Consider the following 17,900-nt stretch of genomic DNA (forward strand, 5'->3'; position numbering starts at 1 on the left):
CTCTGGCGTGGCTCTTCAGGACGGGACGGTTTCTGTCGGATATTCTAACCGGATCGAAACTCGCCACGTCGTGCCTGTGGTCGCAGAACTGATCGAGCGCGGTTCCATGTTTCACAGAAACGCCAGCGGGGCGTTGTCATTGGCCTATGTCGCAGCCGGGCGACTTCTGGGTTATGTGGAAGAACACATGAACGCTTGGGATTGTCTGGCCGGACAACTGCTGGTCGCGGAAGCGGGCGGTGTCGTCGAAGATCAAGACGCCGACGCGATGATCCGCGACGGTGGGCGCGTGATCGTCGGCACACCAGACGTATTTGAAAGCTTGCTGGAAATCGCAGAGAACGCTTGGGGTGCTTAACGTCTAGGCCATTGGCAACTAAGTGGAAAAAGGTCGTAGAGTTGTCAGGCTAGCCTGCCAATAATGGCCTTGTGACGGTTGATCGTACTGGCGGTCAATCGGATTTCCGGAAAGCTCACACCACAACAATGTCCCGACCACACCATGTGTAACGATAGCGAGGTCTCCGGTGCCGTGGGCACGAATGATCTCCGACACTGTCCGACGAATGCGCCTCTGCGCGTCGGCCGCAGTTTCCCAACCGCGAAAGCTAATCTCCGGCTGGGCGAAAAATGCGTCGGCGGCCACCTCGAACTTTTCCCGTGGCAGGAAACCAGTGGCACTCCGATCATTCTCACCAAGATCCGGGTGAATATTTAGAGGCAACCCCAAAGGTGCGGCCAAAATCTCACCAGTGTCGCGAGCCTTTCGTTCGCTGCTGGCCCAGACGTGGGTGACATTGGCCATAACTTCACTGGCGGCAAAGGCTACGGCGCGCCGGCGACCTGTCGCGTTCAGACCCCATTCCGTAATGGGGGTATCCGGATCAATAACGACCTCGGGGTGAGTGATGATAAGTAAATTCGGCATCTAGTCAGGCAGAAGTACCGGTCCTTTGTCGGCAAACCCCATCGAGATTTCGGTACCCGGTGCAAGCGGTGCATCAACATCGTCGTGGACCGCAAAAACCTGACCAAATGCGCCGGTCAGTGTGTATTCCATCCTCACGCCAACATAGGTTGCCTTGGCCACTGTAGCGGCGATGCCGTCATCAGAACCAATCACGAGGCGCGAGGGTCGTACAGCGATGGTCGCGGGCCCATTGGTCAAACCGCGGCGCGGCAAAGTTTGGCGGTAACCTTCGATCTCGATTGTAGCAGTATCACCGTCTGTTGAAACGATCTGACAGTTGAGCAGGTTTGCCTCGCCTATGAAATCGGCAACAAACCGGTCATTCGGGGCGTCATAAAGCTCGCGAGGTGTACCCATCTGAGCGATCGCGGCGTTCCGCATCACAACAATCTCGTCCGAGACGGCCAAGGCCTCTTCCTGATCGTGGGTGACATAGACAACCGTCAATCCAAGGTCTTGCTGAATGGCCCGGATATCCTCGCGCACCTGGCGTCGCAGCTTGGCATCAAGGTTGGATAGCGGCTCGTCAAACAGCAGAACCTGTGGTTCAAGAACCAGCGCTCGCGCGACGGCGACACGTTGTTGCTGACCACCCGAGAGTTCGGAGGGAAGGCGATTGTCGAACCCCTTGAGTCCTACCAATTGCAAGCCATGCAAGGCGCGGCTGCGAGCCTCATCCTTGGCAAAGCCCGAGAATGTGAGGCCGTACATTACGTTCTCCAGCACGCTCATGTGGGGAAACAGCGCGTATGATTGAAACACCATTGATACGTCGCGGTCTGTTGCGGGCAGTTTGGTGACGTCCCGGTCGCCAATCATAATCTTGCCAGAGCTTGCCATCTCTAACCCGGCGATCATGCGCAACGTCGTTGTTTTCCCACAGCCTGATGGGCCAAGCAACGTGACCAGTTTTCCCGCTTCGACATGAAGGTTAATGTTATCAACAGCAACAACATTTTTGCCGAACACTTTCGACACGTTCTCAAATAATACCGGGGCGGCCTTGGAACCGATTTTGTTGTCGGTCATGAGGGTGTCTCCGTTGTGCTCTGTGTGCGCCGACCGATCTGGACCCGACCGACGAGAATTTGCAATAACCCGACCGCTGCCAGCATCACGAAGATTAGCGTCGTCGAATAAGCAATGGCGAGACCATAGTCGTTATTCTCGACCCGCCCGATGATATAGCTGGTTGCCATGTCGTATTCGGCGCTGACCAGAAAGATCACAGCCGAGATCGCCGTCATCGCGCGGACAAAGCTGTAAACAAGCGCGGCCAGTATCGCGGGGCGTAGCAGCGGCAGAATGATACGACGAAATGTCTGCCACGAGTTTGCGCCAAGGGTCAGCGATGATTCATCAAGACTGCGGTCAAGTTGCGACATGCTGGCGATGCCCGCACGGACCCCAACCGGCATGTTGCGGAATATGAAGCTGATAACAAGGATAACGCCTGTGCCGGTTATCTCGATGGGCGGAACGTTGAAGGCAAGAATATAGCTGACACCAATCACCGTACCGGGGATTGCAAAGGACAGCATGGTCCCAAACTCGAAAGCGTTCTTTCCCGCAAAGCTTTGCCGGGTCAATAGGTAAGCCGTGACCAACCCAACCGCTGCCGTCAGAGGCGCAGCAATCGCCGCAATGGTTATGGTAGTCCAGAAGCTGTCCCACGCGGCGCCGGTCCAACGAATGCCCTCTTCTTCAAATCGAACAGAGAATGCCGTGACGTAGTGTTTTAGGGTCAGGGAGTTATTGACCCCCCAAAGCTCGACCACACTGCCGTAGATGATCATTGCATAGACAATGATCGTGAACACCGCCCAGCCAAGAGCGATTACCAGCACTGGAACAGAAAGACCCGTAGGCATCAAAGGGTGCACGCCTGCGTCGCCTTTGCCTGTTACGGTGGTATAGCTTTTCTTGCCCAGCCAAACACGCTGTGCGTAAAAGGCCGAAAGAGTAAAAAACAGCAATACCATGGCCAGAACGGCGGCCCGTCCTTGGTCATATTGCGCCCCGACGATGGCAAAGAAAATCTCGGTCGATAGAACGTCGAAATTCCCACCCAGAACAAGCGGGTTTCCGAAGTCGGCCATGCTTTCGATGAAGCCCAAAAGAAATGCATTGGCAAGACCGGGGCGCATCAGGGGCAGGGACACTGTCCTGAACGTTTGCCATCTGCTGGCGCGGAGAGTCTGGGCCGCTTCCTCCATAGATGGCGAGACGCCTTCCACCACGCCGATAAGAACGAGGAATGCAATGGGCGTGAATGCAAGGGCCTGTGCGATGAATATGCCTGGCATTCCGTACAGCCAGCGCGTTGGCTGCGTGCCGAACAGCTCGGCGACGAACCGTGTGACCGAGCCTGACAGACCAAAAAGCAGGATCAGCGCGAGGCCAATCACAAATGGCGGGGTGATGATCGGAAGAACAGTCAAAGCCCGCAGCACGCGTTTGTAGCGGAAACCCGAGCGGCTCACGACCAGTGCAAAGCACAAACCCAGGGCAGTCGTGACGAAGCCAACCAGGATGGCAAGAAACAGCGAGTTCCATGCCGCGCCGCATCTGGCACCATAAAAACACCCCAACCCCCAAAGCCGGGCATCAAAGAACTTTGAAAAGAAGACAGCAATGGAATATGCGCCATCTTCGGTGATGAAGGCGGCGAAAAGCATCTTGGCGATCGGAAAAAAGACAAACGCGGTGACAATTGTAATCACGCCGCCGATAGCACTGACGACAAAGACATCACCATTAATCGCGCCTCTGGCCGCGATGCCCTGAGTAAGCAGGAACAGAAAGCTTGATGCGCAGATCATTGCGCCATAGCCCATTCCGTACTGACGGTCGCCAAGCTCGCCAAACAGCGATTCCAGCCAATCGAAGTTGAAGCCTCGGATGCCAATGCCGAAGCCCTGTGCGATCAGCCAGCCGAAGCCGAGCGCGCCGGAAAGGATCAGAATGCGGGCATAAAGCGGGTCAGACTTGGCGCGCTTCAACACCAGTAGCGGAAGAGCGAGCGCGATCAGGAGTGGAGCGAGCCAAAGCTTCTCACCTTGTCCAATCAGAAACGCTGCCGGGGAGTAATCCTGGTCGAAGGGGTAGCCGTCCAAAAGCCACTCGAACGACCATAGCCCGCCGTCCACCATGTACCATGGCAGCAGGCAGAATCCGACCCACCCGGCGATGATCCAGAAGATCAGGACCGGATGGGTCGTTTTTGACATATTATCAGTCATTTACTGCGGCAGAACCGAAACTTCCTCGTCCCATTTCTGTAACAGACGCTTGCGTTCGTCTGAGGAACCATACTTTTTGAAGTCATAGTCAATCAGCTTGATCTGACTCATGTCAGGCGCGCTTTCCGACGTTTCTGCGCTCTTGTTCGATGGCACCTGAAACGCGCTGACCTGAAGAGCAAGGTTCTGCGCCTCGGGCGACAGCGCCCAGTCATAGAATTTCTTCGCCTCTTCCTCGTTGCGGGCGCCTTCAATAATGGACATCGAGCCAATTTCGTATCCGGTACCCTCGCATGGCGCGACTACCTTGATCGGGAAACCCGATACAGCCTGCTTTACCGCATCATGCATGAAGACGATGCCAATCGTGTTCTCGCCTCGACCGGCTGCTTTGATTGGTGCAGATCCGGATTTTGTATACTGGTTGATATTCGAATGCAGGCCTTTCATGAACTCAAAACCTTCATCCTCGCCAAAGATCTGCACCATCGAGGCCAGCGTTGTATAGGCCGTACCAGACGAGTTCGGGTTGGCCATCTGAACGTGACCCTTGTATTCAGGCTTTAGCAGGTCTTTCCAACAGGCGGGTTCGGGTAGGTTATTGGCCGCCAGCAGGTCTGCGTTATAGCCATACCCAAGTGCGCCGGAATAAATGCCGATCGTTCTGTTTCCGGCACTTTCGGCTTGGGAAATTGCCCAATCATGAAGCTGGTCGCGCATTGGCGACATGTATTCCATTGTCAGGCCCTCTTCGGCGGCCTGCAAATGCGGATCACCCGTGCCGCCCCACCAAACGTCTCCTTTCGGGTTCGAGCTTTCGGCACGAATCTGAGCAAAGGTTTCGCCTGACGACTTACGCGTCATGTTGACGTCGATGCCCGTTGCATCTTCGAAACTGCGCGCCATGAGTTGGCACCAGTCTTCCTGCGCCGAGCAATAGAGTGTCAGCTTGTCTGCCTGCGCTGCCGACACAGACGCGGCTATTGCAATCAGCGACCCGACGGCCGTGGATGTAATTTTTTTCATTATCCTTCCTCCCTTTGGTAATTGCGCGCCCAGTATCTTTGATTTTGTCAGGCGCTTTCTCATCCAGCTTTTCGTAGCTTGTTAATGACAGACTGGGCGTTCTGGTCGCTTGTCAGATTTTTCAAAAAACTTGAGAGATCTCTTTCTTCCACCAGCTTTGCCGCTTTCCCTGGTGAAAACCAATGACGCGTCCGTTCGTCCCGTTCTTTCCAACGCCGTTTCAACTTTTCAACGACCATGGGATAGAGAGTAACGCGGCAGCGAACGCTACTCGCGCCCTCAAAGCGCTTGTCATAGAAAAAATGACCAATTGGCTGTTTCGAGATTGCCCCGACAGCACCTGCTTCTTCCAGTGCTTCAATTTCAGCGGCATGCCAGGGTTTCTTTCCTTCCATCAACCAACCTTTTGGGATGACCCACCGCCCTGTATCGCGCGAAGTCACCATCAGAACGTGCAGTTTTCCATCCCTGTCCCAGCGCATCGGAAGTGCTGCAATCTGGTCTGTTATGTCGCCGTCGCTCATGCTGCCCTCAATGACACGGTATCAAAAGCGCGCCCAGAATAACCTTCAGTCGTTAATGGTGGTCCTTAGGTTTTCACTTTGAACCGGTTCAATTCATCATTCTTGCTTTGCGCTTTGGACTCTTCCGAATTGTCACAACCTACTGAGGGTTATGCAACAAAAATTATTGCATTATGCCCGAAATCCCACAAAAGTGGGGTTTGAAACCTGATTGGGTTGTTGGATGTCCAAAACGAAAACACGTGCCAAAACGATTGAAAAGGGACGGGGTAGGGTAAAGAAATCCGACCGGCGCCAGCAAATACTGCTGGAGTTGAAGCTTCGCCCACACGTTCGCATCAATGAATTGGCCCAGCGTTTCAACGTCTCTAACGAGACGGTGCGCAGGGATTTCGACGCTCTGTCGAATGACGGCCTGATCGCACGCGCGCACGGAGGGGCATCAGCCCCGGCGCAAGGGCATTATCCAGGTCTGGACGAGCGGGCCAACGCGCGAATTGAGGAGCGCGAACGCATAGGAATCAGCGCGGCAGGGTTGGTGCGCGACGGTGAAACAGTCATGATCGATTCCGGTTCGACCACAATCGAGATGGCCCGTGCATTGGCTTATCTCGGCACTCCTTGCACAGTGATTACAAATTCCATTCCGGTGGCAATGACCCTCGGCCATGGGGCTGCCGAGGTTTTGCTTTGTCCAGGAGAATATCTGGCAACCGAATCTGCGACGATTGGAACCGAAACGCTGGAATTTCTGTCTCGGTTCAATGTCGACAGATGCATGATCGGCTCATCAGGTTTTTCGACCGAAGGCCCTTCAGAAACCGTGCGCGGCTTTGCGGCTGTCAAAAGAATGATGCTGACGCGCGCAGCAAATCGACATCTTTTAATCGATTCAGGAAAATTTGGCCGTAAAGGCCTGTCTCAGGTCGGAGACCTGATCAACCTGGATTCCATAGTTTCCGACACGAAACCAACAGGAGAGTTGCTTAACGCGATCAACGGTGCCGAGGTCGATGTTCTCGTCGCCCCGTAAACACTGATATGAGTGACAAACAGCGGACTGCAAAAAAAACCGCGCATAACTGGGAGGAAAACATGAAGATAGACATCAGATTATTGGTTGGGGCATCGGCATTTGCGCTCATGTCGCTTTCAGGGACAGCTTCGGCGCAAGATTGCCCGAGGGGTGATCTCGACGAGCGGTTTTGCGACGTCGACGGGGATTTGATTGCGGATATCCCCACAGATCCTTCCCAGCAAATTGATCCTGACACCCTGATTTTTGCCTATACGCCGGTAGAAGATCCCGCGGTATACAAAACCGCGTGGTCGGATTTTCTAGACCATTTGAAAGCGGAAACTGGCAAGGACGTTGTCTTTTTTCCCGTTCAAAACAACGCGGCCCAGATCGAGGCGATGCGTTCGGGGCGTTTGCATATTGCAGGCTTCAACACCGGGTCCAACCCACTTGCGGTAAACTGTGCCGGGTTCCGTCCGTTTACGATCATGGCCTCAAAAGACGGTAACTTCGGTTATGAAATGGAGATCATCACCTATCCAGGCTCGGGCATCGAAAAGGTCGAGGATATCAAAGGCAAGCAACTTGCGTTTACGTCGCCCACCTCCAACTCGGGCTTCAAAGCACCGTCGGCGATCCTGAAAAGTGACTTCGATCTTCTGCCCGATCGCGATTTCGAACCCGTCTATTCGGGCAAGCATGACAACTCGATCCTGGGTGTGGCAAACAAGGATTACTTGGCGGCCTCAATTGCGAACTCCGTTAAATCCCGGATGATCTCGCGCGATGTGATCAAGGAAGATGATGTCGTTACGATCTACAAGTCGCAGACCTTCCCGACCACAGGGTTTGGAACCGTTTACAACCTGACGCCCGAATTGCAGGAGAAAATCCGCAATGCGTTTTTCAATTTCGAGTGGGAAGGGACGACGCTTGAAGCGGAGTTTTCCAAGTCGAACGAAGGCCAATTTCTTGAGATGACTTACCAGGAATTCTGGGACGTCATTCGCAAAATTGACGCGGCAAACGGCGTCTCCTACGCCTGCCAATAAGTCTTGCTTAATCCAGCGGGCCTGAAAAGGCCCGCTAATCACCCTAATCGGGGGCAATTTATGCTGCGTCTTCAAAAGCTGACGAAAACCTACAAGACCGGAGATCAGGCACTGAAGGCCATCGATCTTGAGGTACCCAAAGGGCAGGTGCTTGCACTGATTGGACCCTCGGGCGCGGGGAAATCGACCATGATCCGTTGCATCAACCGCTTGGTTGAACCTACAAGTGGCGGTGTTCTTCTGGATGACATGGACCTGACCAAACTCGGATCGGGTGCGTTGCGGAAAGCACGCCGCGAAATGGGTATGATCTTTCAGGAGTATGCCCTGGTCGAACGCCTCACCGTGATGGAAAACGTATTGTCCGGTCGGTTGGGGTATGTGGGATTCTGGCGCAGCTTTCTGCGGCGGTATCCGCAGTCGGATGTGGACGAGGCTTTCCGCCTGCTGGACCGGGTGGGGCTGTTGCATATGGCTGACAAACGCGCGGACGAGTTGTCGGGTGGTCAACGCCAAAGGGTCGGTATCTGCCGCGCCCTGATCCAGGACCCAAAGTTGTTGCTGGTCGATGAACCGACCGCGTCGCTGGATCCGAAGACCAGTCGACAGATCATGCGGCTGATCACCGAGTTGTGTCAGGAGCGCGGGCTGGCGGCCATCATCAACATCCATGACGTGGCTCTAGCCCAGATGTTCGTTCCGCGTGTCGTGGGCCTCCGCTTTGGCGAAATTGTGTTTGATGGTCTTCCAACAGGGCTCACCCCGGAAAAGCTGACCGAGATTTACGGCGAGGAAGACTGGGAAGCGACCATCGAAAAAGTGGATGAGGATGAAGATGTCGAGGCCGCAGAATGAGCCATCGAGAACTTGACGACATGCTGGGAAAAGGCTGGCGCAAACCGGCCTTTATCAAAAACACGTTGTTGCGCAGGGCATTGATACTGGGGTTCTTCGCTTACCTGATTGCGGCGTTCATGACCATCGATGTTGATTGGGGCAGGGTCTATGAGGGACTGGACAGGGGATGGGCGTTCGTCCTTGCCTTTACCAGCCCGGATTTCATTTCACGGTGGTCAGATATCTGGGCCGGCCTTCTGGAAAGCATTGTGATGACCGTGGCCGCGTCGGTTGTTGGTATCCTGATTTCGATCCCGATTGGATTGGGGGCTGCACGTAATATCGCCCCGTTGCCAATCTACATAATGTGTCGCGGCATTGTCGCGCTGAGCCGGGCATTGCAGGAAATTATCGTTGCAATTTTGCTTGTGGCCATCTTTGGCTTTGGCCCGCTGGCAGGATTTTTGACGCTGTCTTTCGCAACCATTGGGTTTCTTTCCAAGCTTTTGGCCGAAGATATCGAAGCGATGGACAAAGTTCAGGCTGAGGCGATCCAGGCCTCTGGTGCACGATGGCTGCAATGGATCAACTACGGGGTTCAGCCTCAGATCATGCCTAGACTTGTGGGTCTGTCCATGTATCGGATCGATATCAATTTCCGGGAAAGCGCTATTCTCGGGTTGGTGGGGGCAGGCGGCATTGGCGCGACACTGAACACCGCGTTTGATCGATATGAATACGACACTGCCGCCGCCATTCTGATCCTTATCATCGGGATCGTCATGGCCCTCGAATACCTTTCGGGAATTATCCGCGCGAGGGTTCAGTAATGCCGGTTCTTGAACGCGACGATACACAAATCTGGCGCAGGCGGACGACCGGCCAAAGCCTGGTTCGCTGGTTTGGATGGCTTCTGGGAGTAGCGGTTTTTGTCTACTGTTGGCAGCTCATTTCGCAATCGACAACCTGGTTTTTCGTCTGGGACGCGCCCCGTATCGCCAACGATATCTGGACCCGCGCAACGCCACCCAAATGGGACTATATCACCCAGTTGGGACGCCCGATCTGGGATACCCTGAACATTGCTACTCTGGGCACGATCATCGCTCTGTGCATGGCTGTGCCGGTTGCCTTTTTGGCGGCCCGCAACACTACCCCGTCGGCGTTGTTCATCCGCCCCATTGCCTTGTTGGTCATTGTTTCGACCCGCTCAATCAACTCGCTGATCTGGGCGCTGCTATTGATCGCTATCATTGGACCGGGTGTGTTTGCCGGTGTCATAGCGATCGCCATCCGTTCAATCGGGTTCTGCGCCAAACTTCTTTATGAAGCGATTGAAGAGATTGATCACGGTCAGGTCGAGGCGATCACAGCCACCGGTGCTTCGCGGTGGCAAGTCATGGCGTATGGGATTGTTCCGCAAATCCTGCCTGCTTTTGCCGGAATTGCAGTCTTTCGTTGGGACATCAACATTCGCGAGTCCACTGTGCTTGGGCTGGTTGGTGCCGGCGGTATCGGGTTGCAGCTTTCGGCCTCGCTTAATGTTCTGGCGTGGCCGCAAGTCAGCCTTATCCTGATTGTAATTCTTCTTGCAGTCATGATCAGCGAGTGGGTTTCGGCAAAAGTACGAGGAGCGATCATTTGACCGGATTCTCAGCGCAGGAGGCATTTAAGGCTTACGAAGCCGTCCGGCACCGCCTTCCAGATATTGAACCGAACGACGTGAATTATCGTCGTATCGAGACCCTTTCCGAAGTTATGGATGAGTTCGACGTGTTTCTGCTGGATGCGTTCGGGGTTCTCAATATCGGAGAAACGGCGATCCCCGATACGCCGGAACGGATCAAGTCACTAACGGCTGCGGGCAAACGTGTCCTGGTGGTGTCGAATGCCGCCGGGTTTCCCCACGCCACGCTGTTGGAGAAATACACAAGGCTGGGATATGACTTCGCACCGCAGGATGTGATTACCAGTCGGGCTACGTTGCTGTCCGGGCTGAATGGTCAACATGGGCTGCATTGGGGTTTGATGGCGACACCCAGCGCCGGGCTTCGCGATTTGGAAGATTTGAAACTAACCTATCTGGAGGATGATCCGCAACCCTACGAAACTGTTGATGGTTTTCTGATGATCGGGTCAGCCGCCTGGACCGAAACCCGGCAGGCGATGTTGGAGGCGGCATTGCTAAGCCGACCCCGCCCGGTATTGGTTGGCAACCCGGACATCGTTGCCCCACGTGAGTACGGCTTTTCCAAAGAACCCGGTCTTTTCGCGCACCGTTTGGCCGACCGGACGGGCGTAACCCCGCAGTTTTATGGAAAGCCTTTCGGCAATATCTATGATCTTGCTTTTAAGCGACTTGGGCCTGTCGACAAATCCCGCGTTCTGATGGTGGGTGATAGTCTGCATACTGACATTCTGGGCGCGCGTCATGCCGGAGTGGCTTCGGCACTTGTCTCGGATTTTGGATTCTTCGCCGGGCATGATGTTGAGGAAGCTATCAAACAAGCAGCGATCGTGCCGGATTTTGTCGTGACCCGACCCTGAGATTTCGAACTAAGGCGTATTTTAAGAAGAGTGTACGGGCAGGTTGACTTGCAGAAGATGCGTGTAATGATGATTATGTTGCTTTTGTGGAGGTGTATCCAGTAGGCGAATTTTCTAACGGCAAATACCCATAGTCTCGGAAACTCGATACTGGTTCTTCTGCATCCTAACAATCTGGAACTCAATGCTAAGGGTCACTTTCGAGAACTCAAACCATCTCAGGCTGGAAACACCGCTGTTTTCTTGACTGTTCCATAGACAAAACTGGTGTCGATCGAAGCTATTCCGCCGATCGGGTGAATTCGGTTTCGAATAAAGTCCTCGTATGCGTCGAGGTCTGATACCAATACCCGCAACTGGTAATCCATTGCGCCGGTCAGCACATGGCATTCTAGAACTTCATCGATCATCCGAACGCGTTTTTCGAATTTCTGCACATCTGTTTCATTGTGCCGCTCAAGCCGGATGCGGACAAAGACGGTAATCGCCATCCCGTATGCGGCAGCGTCCACATCGGCGCTGTATCCTTTGATGACACCGCTGGCCTCAAGGTTTTTGACCCGCCGCAGACACGGTGAAGGAGATAGGTTGACCTCATCAGCAAGATCCTGGTTCGTCATACGCCCGTCCCGTTGCAACGCTCGAATGATCTGCCTGTCTTTGGCGTCCATCTTCTCTCCATTCTTAGCATATTATGCCAATACTTGTCCTAAACTTGGCATTATTCGCAACCCGTTGCTCAAAGTAAAGGCGCAAAGTGATAACAACTTAGCTCAGGAGCCCACCGTGACCCGCACAACCGGATTTGCCACTCGCGCCATTCATCATGCCTACAACCCGTTTGAAAACGATGGTGCGCTGACCCCGCCCCTCCACTTGACCTCAACTTTCTCCTTCGAATCCGCAGAGGCTGGCGGGGAAATGTTTGCCGGTGAGCGCGCAGGCCATATCTATAGCCGAATATCGAACCCGACATGTGACCTTCTTGAAAAGCGCATTGCCGTGCTGGAAGGTGCCGAGGCCGGGCTCGCCCTCTCCAGCGGGATGGGCGCAATTACCGCCGTACTTTGGACCCTGCTGTCACCAGGTGACGAAGTCATTGTCGACAAAACGCTATACGGATGCACTTTCGCTTTCATGCGCCACGGGCTGGCAAAATGGGGTGTCATTATTACCCATGTCGACATGACGGACCCTGCAAACCTGAAAGCCGCTGTTTCCGAAAAAACCCGCGTCGTCTATTTTGAAACCCCAGCCAATCCAAACATGCGCTTGGTGGATATCGCTGCCAGTTCAGAAATTGCGCATTCTGTTGGTGCGCATGTTGTGGTCGACAATACATATGCCAGCCCCTATCTGACCCGCCCGATCGAGCACGGCGCGGATATCGTCCTGCACTCCGCCACCAAGTATCTGGGCGGGCATGGCGATGTGGTCGCGGGTCTTGTGGTCGGAACCGCCGAGCAGATTTCTGAGATCCGGCTGGTCGGCATGAAGGACATGACAGGCGCAGTGATGGCACCTTTTAACGCAATGCTGATCCTGCGTGGGTTGAAGACACTGAACCTGCGATTGGATCGTCACTGTGCGTCCGCCAAGGTGGTTGCCGATTACCTTCAGGCACACCCTGCCGTCAGTGAGGTTTATTTCCCGGGGCTTGAGAGTTTTGCCCAGCACGAAGTCGCACAACGCCAGATGTCGCAGCCGGGGGCCATGATCGCCTTTGAAATCAAGTCTGGCCTGTCCGGTGGCATCGAGTTCATGAACCGCCTGAACATGATCCAACGCGCCGTGTCCTTGGGCGATGCAGAAACCCTGATCCAGCACCCGGCATCCATGACTCATTCGACTTATACTGCGGAAGAACGGGCAGAACATGGGATCAGCGACGGTCTGATCCGTCTTTCCGTCGGGCTGGAAGACGTTGATGACATCCTTGCGGATTTGGAGCAAGCTCTGCCCTACGCTGCCCGCAGTGCCGCATGAACCCGGAGACCACCATGCCGTATGATCCCAAGCTGCTGAAAATCGTCGAACAGCGTTTGCTGTGGTTGTCGCATTGGATGATCCACCATGCCAACCATATCCGTCCCAAGGTAGATGGGATCAAGGTTGGTGGTCATCAAGCGTCGTCCGCGTCGATGGTTTCGATCATGACGGCGCTCTACTTCTCGGCTTTGCGCCCCGAAGATCGGGTTGCGGTCAAGCCTCATGCGTCACCGGTTTTCCACGCGATGCAGTACCTTATGGGCAACCAGACCCGCGAGAAGATGGAGAACTTTCGCGGGTTTGGCGGCGTGCAAAGCTATCCCAGCCGGACAAAGGATATCGATGATGTCGACTTTTCGACAGGTTCGGTAGGTTTGGGTGTCGCGATCACCTCGTTTGCTTCGATCATTCAGGACTACGTCAAGGCCAAAAACTGGGGGGCAGATGCCCCGATGGGGCGCATGGTGGCTCTTGTAGGCGACGCTGAACTGGATGAAGGCAACGTATACGAAGCATTGCAGGAAGGCTGGAAAAACGGCCTGCGCAACACGTGGTGGATTATCGACTACAACCGGCAGTCGCTTGACGGCATCGTTCGTGAAGGTTTGTTCGAACGGATCGAGAAAATCTTTGATGCCTTTGGATGGGATGTTGTGCGCGTGAAGCATGGTGTCCTGCAGCGCGCGGCCTTCAAGGAACCTGGAGGTGATCGGCTGCGAGACTGGATTGATGCCTGCTCGAACCAGGAATACTCGGCCCTGACGTTCATGGGTGGCGAGGTTTGGCGAAAGCGCCTCATGGACGATCTTGGGGATCAGGGGGATGTGACGGCGCTGATCGAACGGCGCACAGATGCCGAACTCGCTGCATTGATGGAAAACCTCGGCGGCAACTGCGTCGAGACCATGGCCCAAACCTTTGATGCAGTCGAACATGACCGCCCTACCTGTTTCCTGGCCTACACTGTCAAGGGATGGGGCACGCCAATTGCGGGCCACAAGGACAACCACGGCGGACTGATGAACAACAGCCAGTTCGTCGCGTGGCAAGAACATATGGGCGTGCCTGCCGGCAAGGAATGGGAACCTCTCTCGGCAGTGCCGGACCCAGAGGCGCTGAAAGATTTTCTGTCGAAAGTTCCCTTCTTTGCAAAAGGTCCGCGACGCTATTTCGATGACAAGCTGGATGTTCCATCTATTGACATCGACACAAGCCGCGAAATCTCGACCCAAATGGCTTTCGGCAAGATTTTGGATGACTTGTCGAAGCGCGACAGCCAATTGGCCGAGCGTATCCTGACGACGTCCCCTGATGTCACAGGCACAACAAACCTTGGCCCTTGGGTAAACCGGCGCAAACTGTTTGCCCGATCCGAGCAAGCCGACGCTTTCATTGAACACCGTATCCCTTCGACGGCAAAATGGGAATTTACTCCCGAAGGGCAACATATCGAACTCGGTATCGCCGAGATGAATCTCATGTTGCTATTGGGCGCTGCGGGCCTTTCGCATTCCCTGTTTGGCAAGCGGCTCATCCCAATCGGTACGGTGTATGACCCCTTTGTCAGCCGCGGCCTCGATGCGCTCAATTACGCTTGTTATCAGGATGCGCGCTTTATGTTGGTCGGCACGCCTTCGGGCATAACGCTGGCACCAGAAGGCGGCGCGCATCAATCCATTGGCACACCTTTGATCGGGATGAGCCAGGACGGTCTGGCAGCCTTTGAGCCAGCCTTTGCCGATGAACTGGCAGTGATCATGGAATGGGCCTTTGATTACCTTCAGCGTGACGGCGAAGGACAACCGGACGAACGCACCTGGCTGCGGGACGAAACAGGCGGTTCGGTCTATCTGCGCCTGACGACAAACCCGATTGAACAACCTGGAAAGCGTGTGGACGATGAGTTCCGTCAAGGTGCCATAGATGGTGCATACTGGCTGCGGAAGCCGGGCCCGAATTGCGAGGTCGTAATCGCTTATCAGGGGGCCGTTGCACCCGAAGCGATCAAAGCCGCTGGCGTGATGGGCGAAGGACGCAAAGACATTGGCGTGTTGGCGGTGACTTCGGCAGATAGGCTAAACGCCGGGTGGACGGCAGCGCAACGGGCGCGATCGCGCGGCAATCAGAAGGCTCGGTCCCACATCGAAGCTTTGATGTCCGGTCTGCCGCGCCACTGCAAGCTGGTTACAGTGATCGACGGACACCCCGCGACATTGTCTTGGCTGGGTGCGGTACAGGGACATCAGACCATCCCATTGGGGGTCGAACATTTTGGTCAGACAGGGACAATCGGCGACCTCTATCGGCACCATTGCATTGACGCGGACGCCATCCTGGAGAAGGTGAATGGTCTGACCCATGGCAAGGCTTTGCTTCGCACATGAGCGGCGGTATTGGGCGTCACAGCTAAGGCACCTTACGCTCCGGGTATGTGGGCCCTTTCTGCAGGCGCGCGCTTGGGTTCAAAGCCCGGAACTAAAGGCACCTTGTTCGAACCAAACTTTTGGGATCTGAGAATAATTGCCGTTTGGGACTAAAGAAGAAATAAGTACGAATTTGCTTCCGTCACTACAGGTGCTCAAAACTGTCGCAGGTATGGATCGCCATGACAATCAATTTTGCGTGTATCAAGTCGGCCTATGCACGCTATCCTACCGGTTTTTTGACAATACTTTTGTTCATGTATGCGCTTAATAAAATTGAGTCTGTCCCTCTAGAAGGTAATTCTTGATTTGCCGTTAATATTGTAGTTTGCAGGAAACACTCCAATACGCGTTTGCCCCAAAAAGAACACTTTGTTCGAGCAGTTTCAGCGCAATCAACAACACCTATTTCTAAGACAGAAAAATGGCCACTGTAACGACAATCCCCAGACCTTCCGTAAGTTCTCCGCTCAGCTCTATCCAGGGTACCTATGCATATGGTGACGGGAATCCGTCGACCACGACGGTGATTTCCTACAGTTTCGGGCACTTCTCTGATACACAGGCTTGGTCATCGGAGTATAAGGCGGAGTTCCGTGCGGCGCTGGCCGCAATAGAAGCCGTTGCAAACATTAATTTTGTCGAAGTCACATCCGGTTTTGCTGACTTGGTTGAGGTTATTGCGCCTTCTTCATTCTTTGGAGACCCTCGGACTTTGGGATTTCATTATTCGCCATCGAACGGGACGTCCTATGGTGCATTCAACACGTCATACTGGACTGCTTCTTTCAACGGAAACGGTGATCCGGGCGGGTATTTCTTTACCACTCTAGTTCATGAATTAGGTCACGCCCTTGGCTTGGGTCATCCTCATGACACCGGTTTGGATACAACCGTGTTGAGCGGTGTAACGTCGCCATTCGACTCGTTTGGGGCGGCGAGCCTCAATCAGGGTGTCTACACCGTGATGTCCTATAACGATGGATGGACTTCACAAAACGGGTGGCTGCGTTCTGATGCCACATATGGTGGTTCAACAGGGCTTGGGGCTTTGGATGTCGCCGCGTTGCAGGCCATGTATGGGGCGAATACATCGCACAATTCCGGGGGCAACACCTACACACTCCCCTCTGAAAACGTCGCAGGAACTGGGTACCAAGCCATTTGGGATACTGGTGGAATTGACACGATCCAGCATAACGGTGGCTCGAACGCATATATAGATCTCCGGGCGGCAACTTTGGATTATTCCGTTTCTGGTGGTGGGTTGGTTTCACATGCAGCGGGCATAAAGGGTGGTTTCACAATTGCGTATGGCGTCGTGATTGAAAACGCGTCTGGCGGATCTGGTGCCGATACTATTGTCGGCAATACCGCTCAAAATGTTTTGCGCGGGAACGACGGAAACGACACCATTCACTCGCTGTCCAACGGAAGCAACAACAACACCATCTATGGCGGCCAAGGCGACGATATCATCTTTGTGGCCCAAGGTACTGGTGCTGACCAGGTCTTTGGGGACCAGGGCAATGATCTGGCTGTTGTGCGGAGCAACGCAGGTACGTTTTCGGGTGGAACCGGCACCGACACTGTCAGATTCGTTAGCGCGATAAGCAACTATTTATTCTTTGAAAACGGTGTCTTGTACGAATTTCTGGATGTAGTCACACGCACAACATTCACGATTGCAGACGACGTAGAGTTGGTCCAGTTTCTTGACGGGCTACAGCAGTATGCCCGGTCGAATATCAAGTCTGCAATGCAGCTTTCAGATATCGATACTCAGGGAACAACGCTACAACATGCCAGCCAAGGGCTTTATGTGCTGGATGGCGGCAGTGCGAACATTGCTTTGATTTACGGTGGCCAGTCTATTGGGCAAAACTCGCTTGCAGGCTGGCAGGCACTTCAGGCCGAAGCGTCGGGCGGTGGCTACAAGGTGTTGTGGCTGAACACCAACGGGTCATATGCCGAATGGACCACGGATGCTTCGGGGCAATACCAAAGCGGCGTTACCATCGCCAATGTTGTCGATGTCGAAGTTTTCTATGGTGTTGATCTGAACAATGACGGCCACACCGGCCACGTCACAACCAACATCGAGAGCAGCGGATCGGTAATACTCGCGTCGTCAACCCGCGGCGAGTATCTGATCAACGGAACCATCGGCTTGTCGTATAATGGTAATGCAATTGGGCCAGACAGCCTGCCGGGCTGGCAGGCACTTCAGGCCGAAGCGTCGGGCGGTGGCTACAAGGTTCTGTGGCAGAAC

At 54.3% G+C, this 17,900-nt stretch carries 16 protein-coding genes; 10 read left to right on the plus strand and 6 right to left on the minus strand.

Annotated features, from left to right (window positions below):
- A partial coding sequence (locus tag AC2FND_RS15880) for an inositol monophosphatase family protein (RefSeq protein WP_496770788.1) occupies positions 1 to 358 on the plus strand: 358 nt, incomplete at its 5' end.
- A gap of 18 nt (positions 359 to 376) precedes the next feature.
- Here AC2FND_RS15880 and AC2FND_RS15885 read toward each other — a convergent pair.
- From AC2FND_RS15885 to AC2FND_RS15905, 5 genes are read right to left on the minus strand one after another with little or no spacing between them, the layout of a single operon-like run.
- Positions 377 to 928 carry a histidine phosphatase family protein gene (locus AC2FND_RS15885; RefSeq protein WP_496770789.1) on the minus strand — a complete coding sequence of 184 codons (552 nt, stop codon included), beginning with the start codon at positions 926 to 928 and terminating at the stop codon, positions 377 to 379.
- A complete protein-coding gene (locus AC2FND_RS15890) occupies positions 929 to 1,999 on the minus strand; it encodes an ABC transporter ATP-binding protein (RefSeq protein WP_496770791.1) in 1,071 nt (356 codons plus the stop codon).
- On the minus strand, positions 1,996 to 4,200 hold the full coding sequence (locus AC2FND_RS15895) for an ABC transporter permease (protein ID WP_496770793.1): 2,205 nt from the start codon (positions 4,198 to 4,200) through the stop codon (positions 1,996 to 1,998). Before AC2FND_RS15895 ends, AC2FND_RS15890 begins: the two co-directional genes overlap by 4 nt.
- A 12-nt stretch (positions 4,201 to 4,212) precedes the next feature.
- Positions 4,213 to 5,238 carry an ABC transporter substrate-binding protein gene (locus AC2FND_RS15900; protein WP_496770795.1) on the minus strand — a complete coding sequence of 342 codons (1,026 nt, stop codon included), beginning with the start codon at positions 5,236 to 5,238 and terminating at the stop codon, positions 4,213 to 4,215.
- Between the two features lie 59 nt (positions 5,239 to 5,297).
- Positions 5,298 to 5,762 (minus strand): NUDIX hydrolase, encoded by a 465-nt coding sequence (locus tag AC2FND_RS15905; RefSeq protein WP_209507095.1) that lies wholly within the window; start codon positions 5,760 to 5,762, stop codon positions 5,298 to 5,300.
- 223 nt (positions 5,763 to 5,985) lie between these two features.
- On the opposite strand from AC2FND_RS15905, the gene AC2FND_RS15910 reads away from it, so the two are divergent.
- The 6 genes from AC2FND_RS15910 (at position 5,986) to AC2FND_RS15935 (ending at position 11,216) form a co-directional block, all read left to right on the plus strand.
- Entirely contained in the window at positions 5,986 to 6,795 is an 810-nt protein-coding gene (locus AC2FND_RS15910) for a DeoR/GlpR family DNA-binding transcription regulator (protein WP_496770797.1), read from the plus strand.
- A gap of 62 nt (positions 6,796 to 6,857) precedes the next feature.
- Complete coding sequence (phnD, locus tag AC2FND_RS15915) at positions 6,858 to 7,832, plus strand: phosphate/phosphite/phosphonate ABC transporter substrate-binding protein (RefSeq protein WP_496770799.1); 975 nt, start codon at positions 6,858 to 6,860, stop codon at positions 7,830 to 7,832.
- Between the two features lie 60 nt (positions 7,833 to 7,892).
- Positions 7,893 to 8,687 (plus strand): phosphonate ABC transporter ATP-binding protein, encoded by a 795-nt coding sequence (gene phnC / locus AC2FND_RS15920; RefSeq protein ID WP_480487503.1) that lies wholly within the window; start codon positions 7,893 to 7,895, stop codon positions 8,685 to 8,687.
- Positions 8,684 to 9,499: a phosphonate ABC transporter, permease protein PhnE gene (phnE, locus tag AC2FND_RS15925; RefSeq protein ID WP_209507091.1), complete on the plus strand. Its 816-nt coding sequence runs from the start codon at positions 8,684 to 8,686 to the stop codon at positions 9,497 to 9,499. Before phnC ends, phnE (AC2FND_RS15925) begins: the two co-directional genes overlap by 4 nt.
- Positions 9,499 to 10,314, plus strand: coding sequence for a phosphonate ABC transporter, permease protein PhnE (phnE, locus tag AC2FND_RS15930; protein WP_209597213.1), 816 nt, complete (start codon positions 9,499 to 9,501; stop codon positions 10,312 to 10,314). The genes phnE (AC2FND_RS15925) and phnE (AC2FND_RS15930) overlap by 1 nt, the downstream gene beginning before the upstream one ends.
- Entirely contained in the window at positions 10,311 to 11,216 is a 906-nt protein-coding gene (locus tag AC2FND_RS15935; protein ID WP_209507089.1) for an HAD-IIA family hydrolase, read from the plus strand. The genes phnE (AC2FND_RS15930) and AC2FND_RS15935 overlap by 4 nt, the downstream gene beginning before the upstream one ends.
- 218 nt (positions 11,217 to 11,434) lie before the next feature.
- Here AC2FND_RS15935 and AC2FND_RS15940 read toward each other — a convergent pair whose 3' ends face one another.
- Positions 11,435 to 11,887 carry an Lrp/AsnC family transcriptional regulator gene (locus tag AC2FND_RS15940; RefSeq protein WP_496770802.1) on the minus strand — a complete coding sequence of 151 codons (453 nt, stop codon included), beginning with the start codon at positions 11,885 to 11,887 and terminating at the stop codon, positions 11,435 to 11,437.
- A gap of 115 nt (positions 11,888 to 12,002) precedes the next feature.
- On the opposite strand from AC2FND_RS15940, the gene AC2FND_RS15945 reads away from it, so the two are divergent.
- The 3 genes from AC2FND_RS15945 to AC2FND_RS15955 all read left to right on the plus strand — a co-directional run.
- A complete protein-coding gene (locus tag AC2FND_RS15945; RefSeq protein ID WP_496770804.1) occupies positions 12,003 to 13,202 on the plus strand; it encodes a methionine gamma-lyase in 1,200 nt (399 codons plus the stop codon).
- Positions 13,199 to 15,589 carry a thiamine pyrophosphate-binding protein gene (locus AC2FND_RS15950; protein WP_496770806.1) on the plus strand — a complete coding sequence of 797 codons (2,391 nt, stop codon included), beginning with the start codon at positions 13,199 to 13,201 and terminating at the stop codon, positions 15,587 to 15,589. The genes AC2FND_RS15945 and AC2FND_RS15950 overlap by 4 nt, the downstream gene beginning before the upstream one ends.
- Positions 15,590 to 16,052: 463 nt before the next feature.
- On the plus strand, positions 16,053 to 17,900 hold a 1,848-nt coding region (locus AC2FND_RS15955), incomplete at its 3' end, for a M10 family metallopeptidase C-terminal domain-containing protein (protein ID WP_496770807.1).

The sequence above is a fragment of the Ruegeria sp. BHSB056 genome (assembly GCF_059613305.1).

Bases quoted from the DNA above. Each gene is read 5' to 3' on its own strand.
- AC2FND_RS15885 (WP_496770789.1), bottom strand. From the start codon at position 928: ATGCCGAATTTACTTATCATCACTCACCCCGAGGTCGTTATTGATCCG.
- AC2FND_RS15890 (WP_496770791.1), bottom strand. From the start codon at position 1,999: ATGACCGACAACAAAATCGGTTCCAAGGCCGCCCCGGTATTATTTGAG.
- AC2FND_RS15895 (WP_496770793.1), bottom strand. From the start codon at position 4,200: ATGTCAAAAACGACCCATCCGGTCCTGATCTTCTGGATCATCGCCGGG.
- AC2FND_RS15900 (WP_496770795.1), bottom strand. From the start codon at position 5,238: ATGAAAAAAATTACATCCACGGCCGTCGGGTCGCTGATTGCAATAGCC.
- AC2FND_RS15905 (WP_209507095.1), bottom strand. From the start codon at position 5,762: ATGAGCGACGGCGACATAACAGACCAGATTGCAGCACTTCCGATGCGC.
- AC2FND_RS15910 (WP_496770797.1), top strand. From the start codon at position 5,986: ATGTCCAAAACGAAAACACGTGCCAAAACGATTGAAAAGGGACGGGGT.
- phnD (WP_496770799.1), top strand. From the start codon at position 6,858: ATGAAGATAGACATCAGATTATTGGTTGGGGCATCGGCATTTGCGCTC.
- phnC (WP_480487503.1), top strand. From the start codon at position 7,893: ATGCTGCGTCTTCAAAAGCTGACGAAAACCTACAAGACCGGAGATCAG.
- phnE (WP_209507091.1), top strand. From the start codon at position 8,684: ATGAGCCATCGAGAACTTGACGACATGCTGGGAAAAGGCTGGCGCAAA.
- phnE (WP_209597213.1), top strand. From the start codon at position 9,499: ATGCCGGTTCTTGAACGCGACGATACACAAATCTGGCGCAGGCGGACG.
- AC2FND_RS15940 (WP_496770802.1), bottom strand. From the start codon at position 11,887: ATGGACGCCAAAGACAGGCAGATCATTCGAGCGTTGCAACGGGACGGG.
- AC2FND_RS15950 (WP_496770806.1), top strand. From the start codon at position 13,199: ATGAACCCGGAGACCACCATGCCGTATGATCCCAAGCTGCTGAAAATC.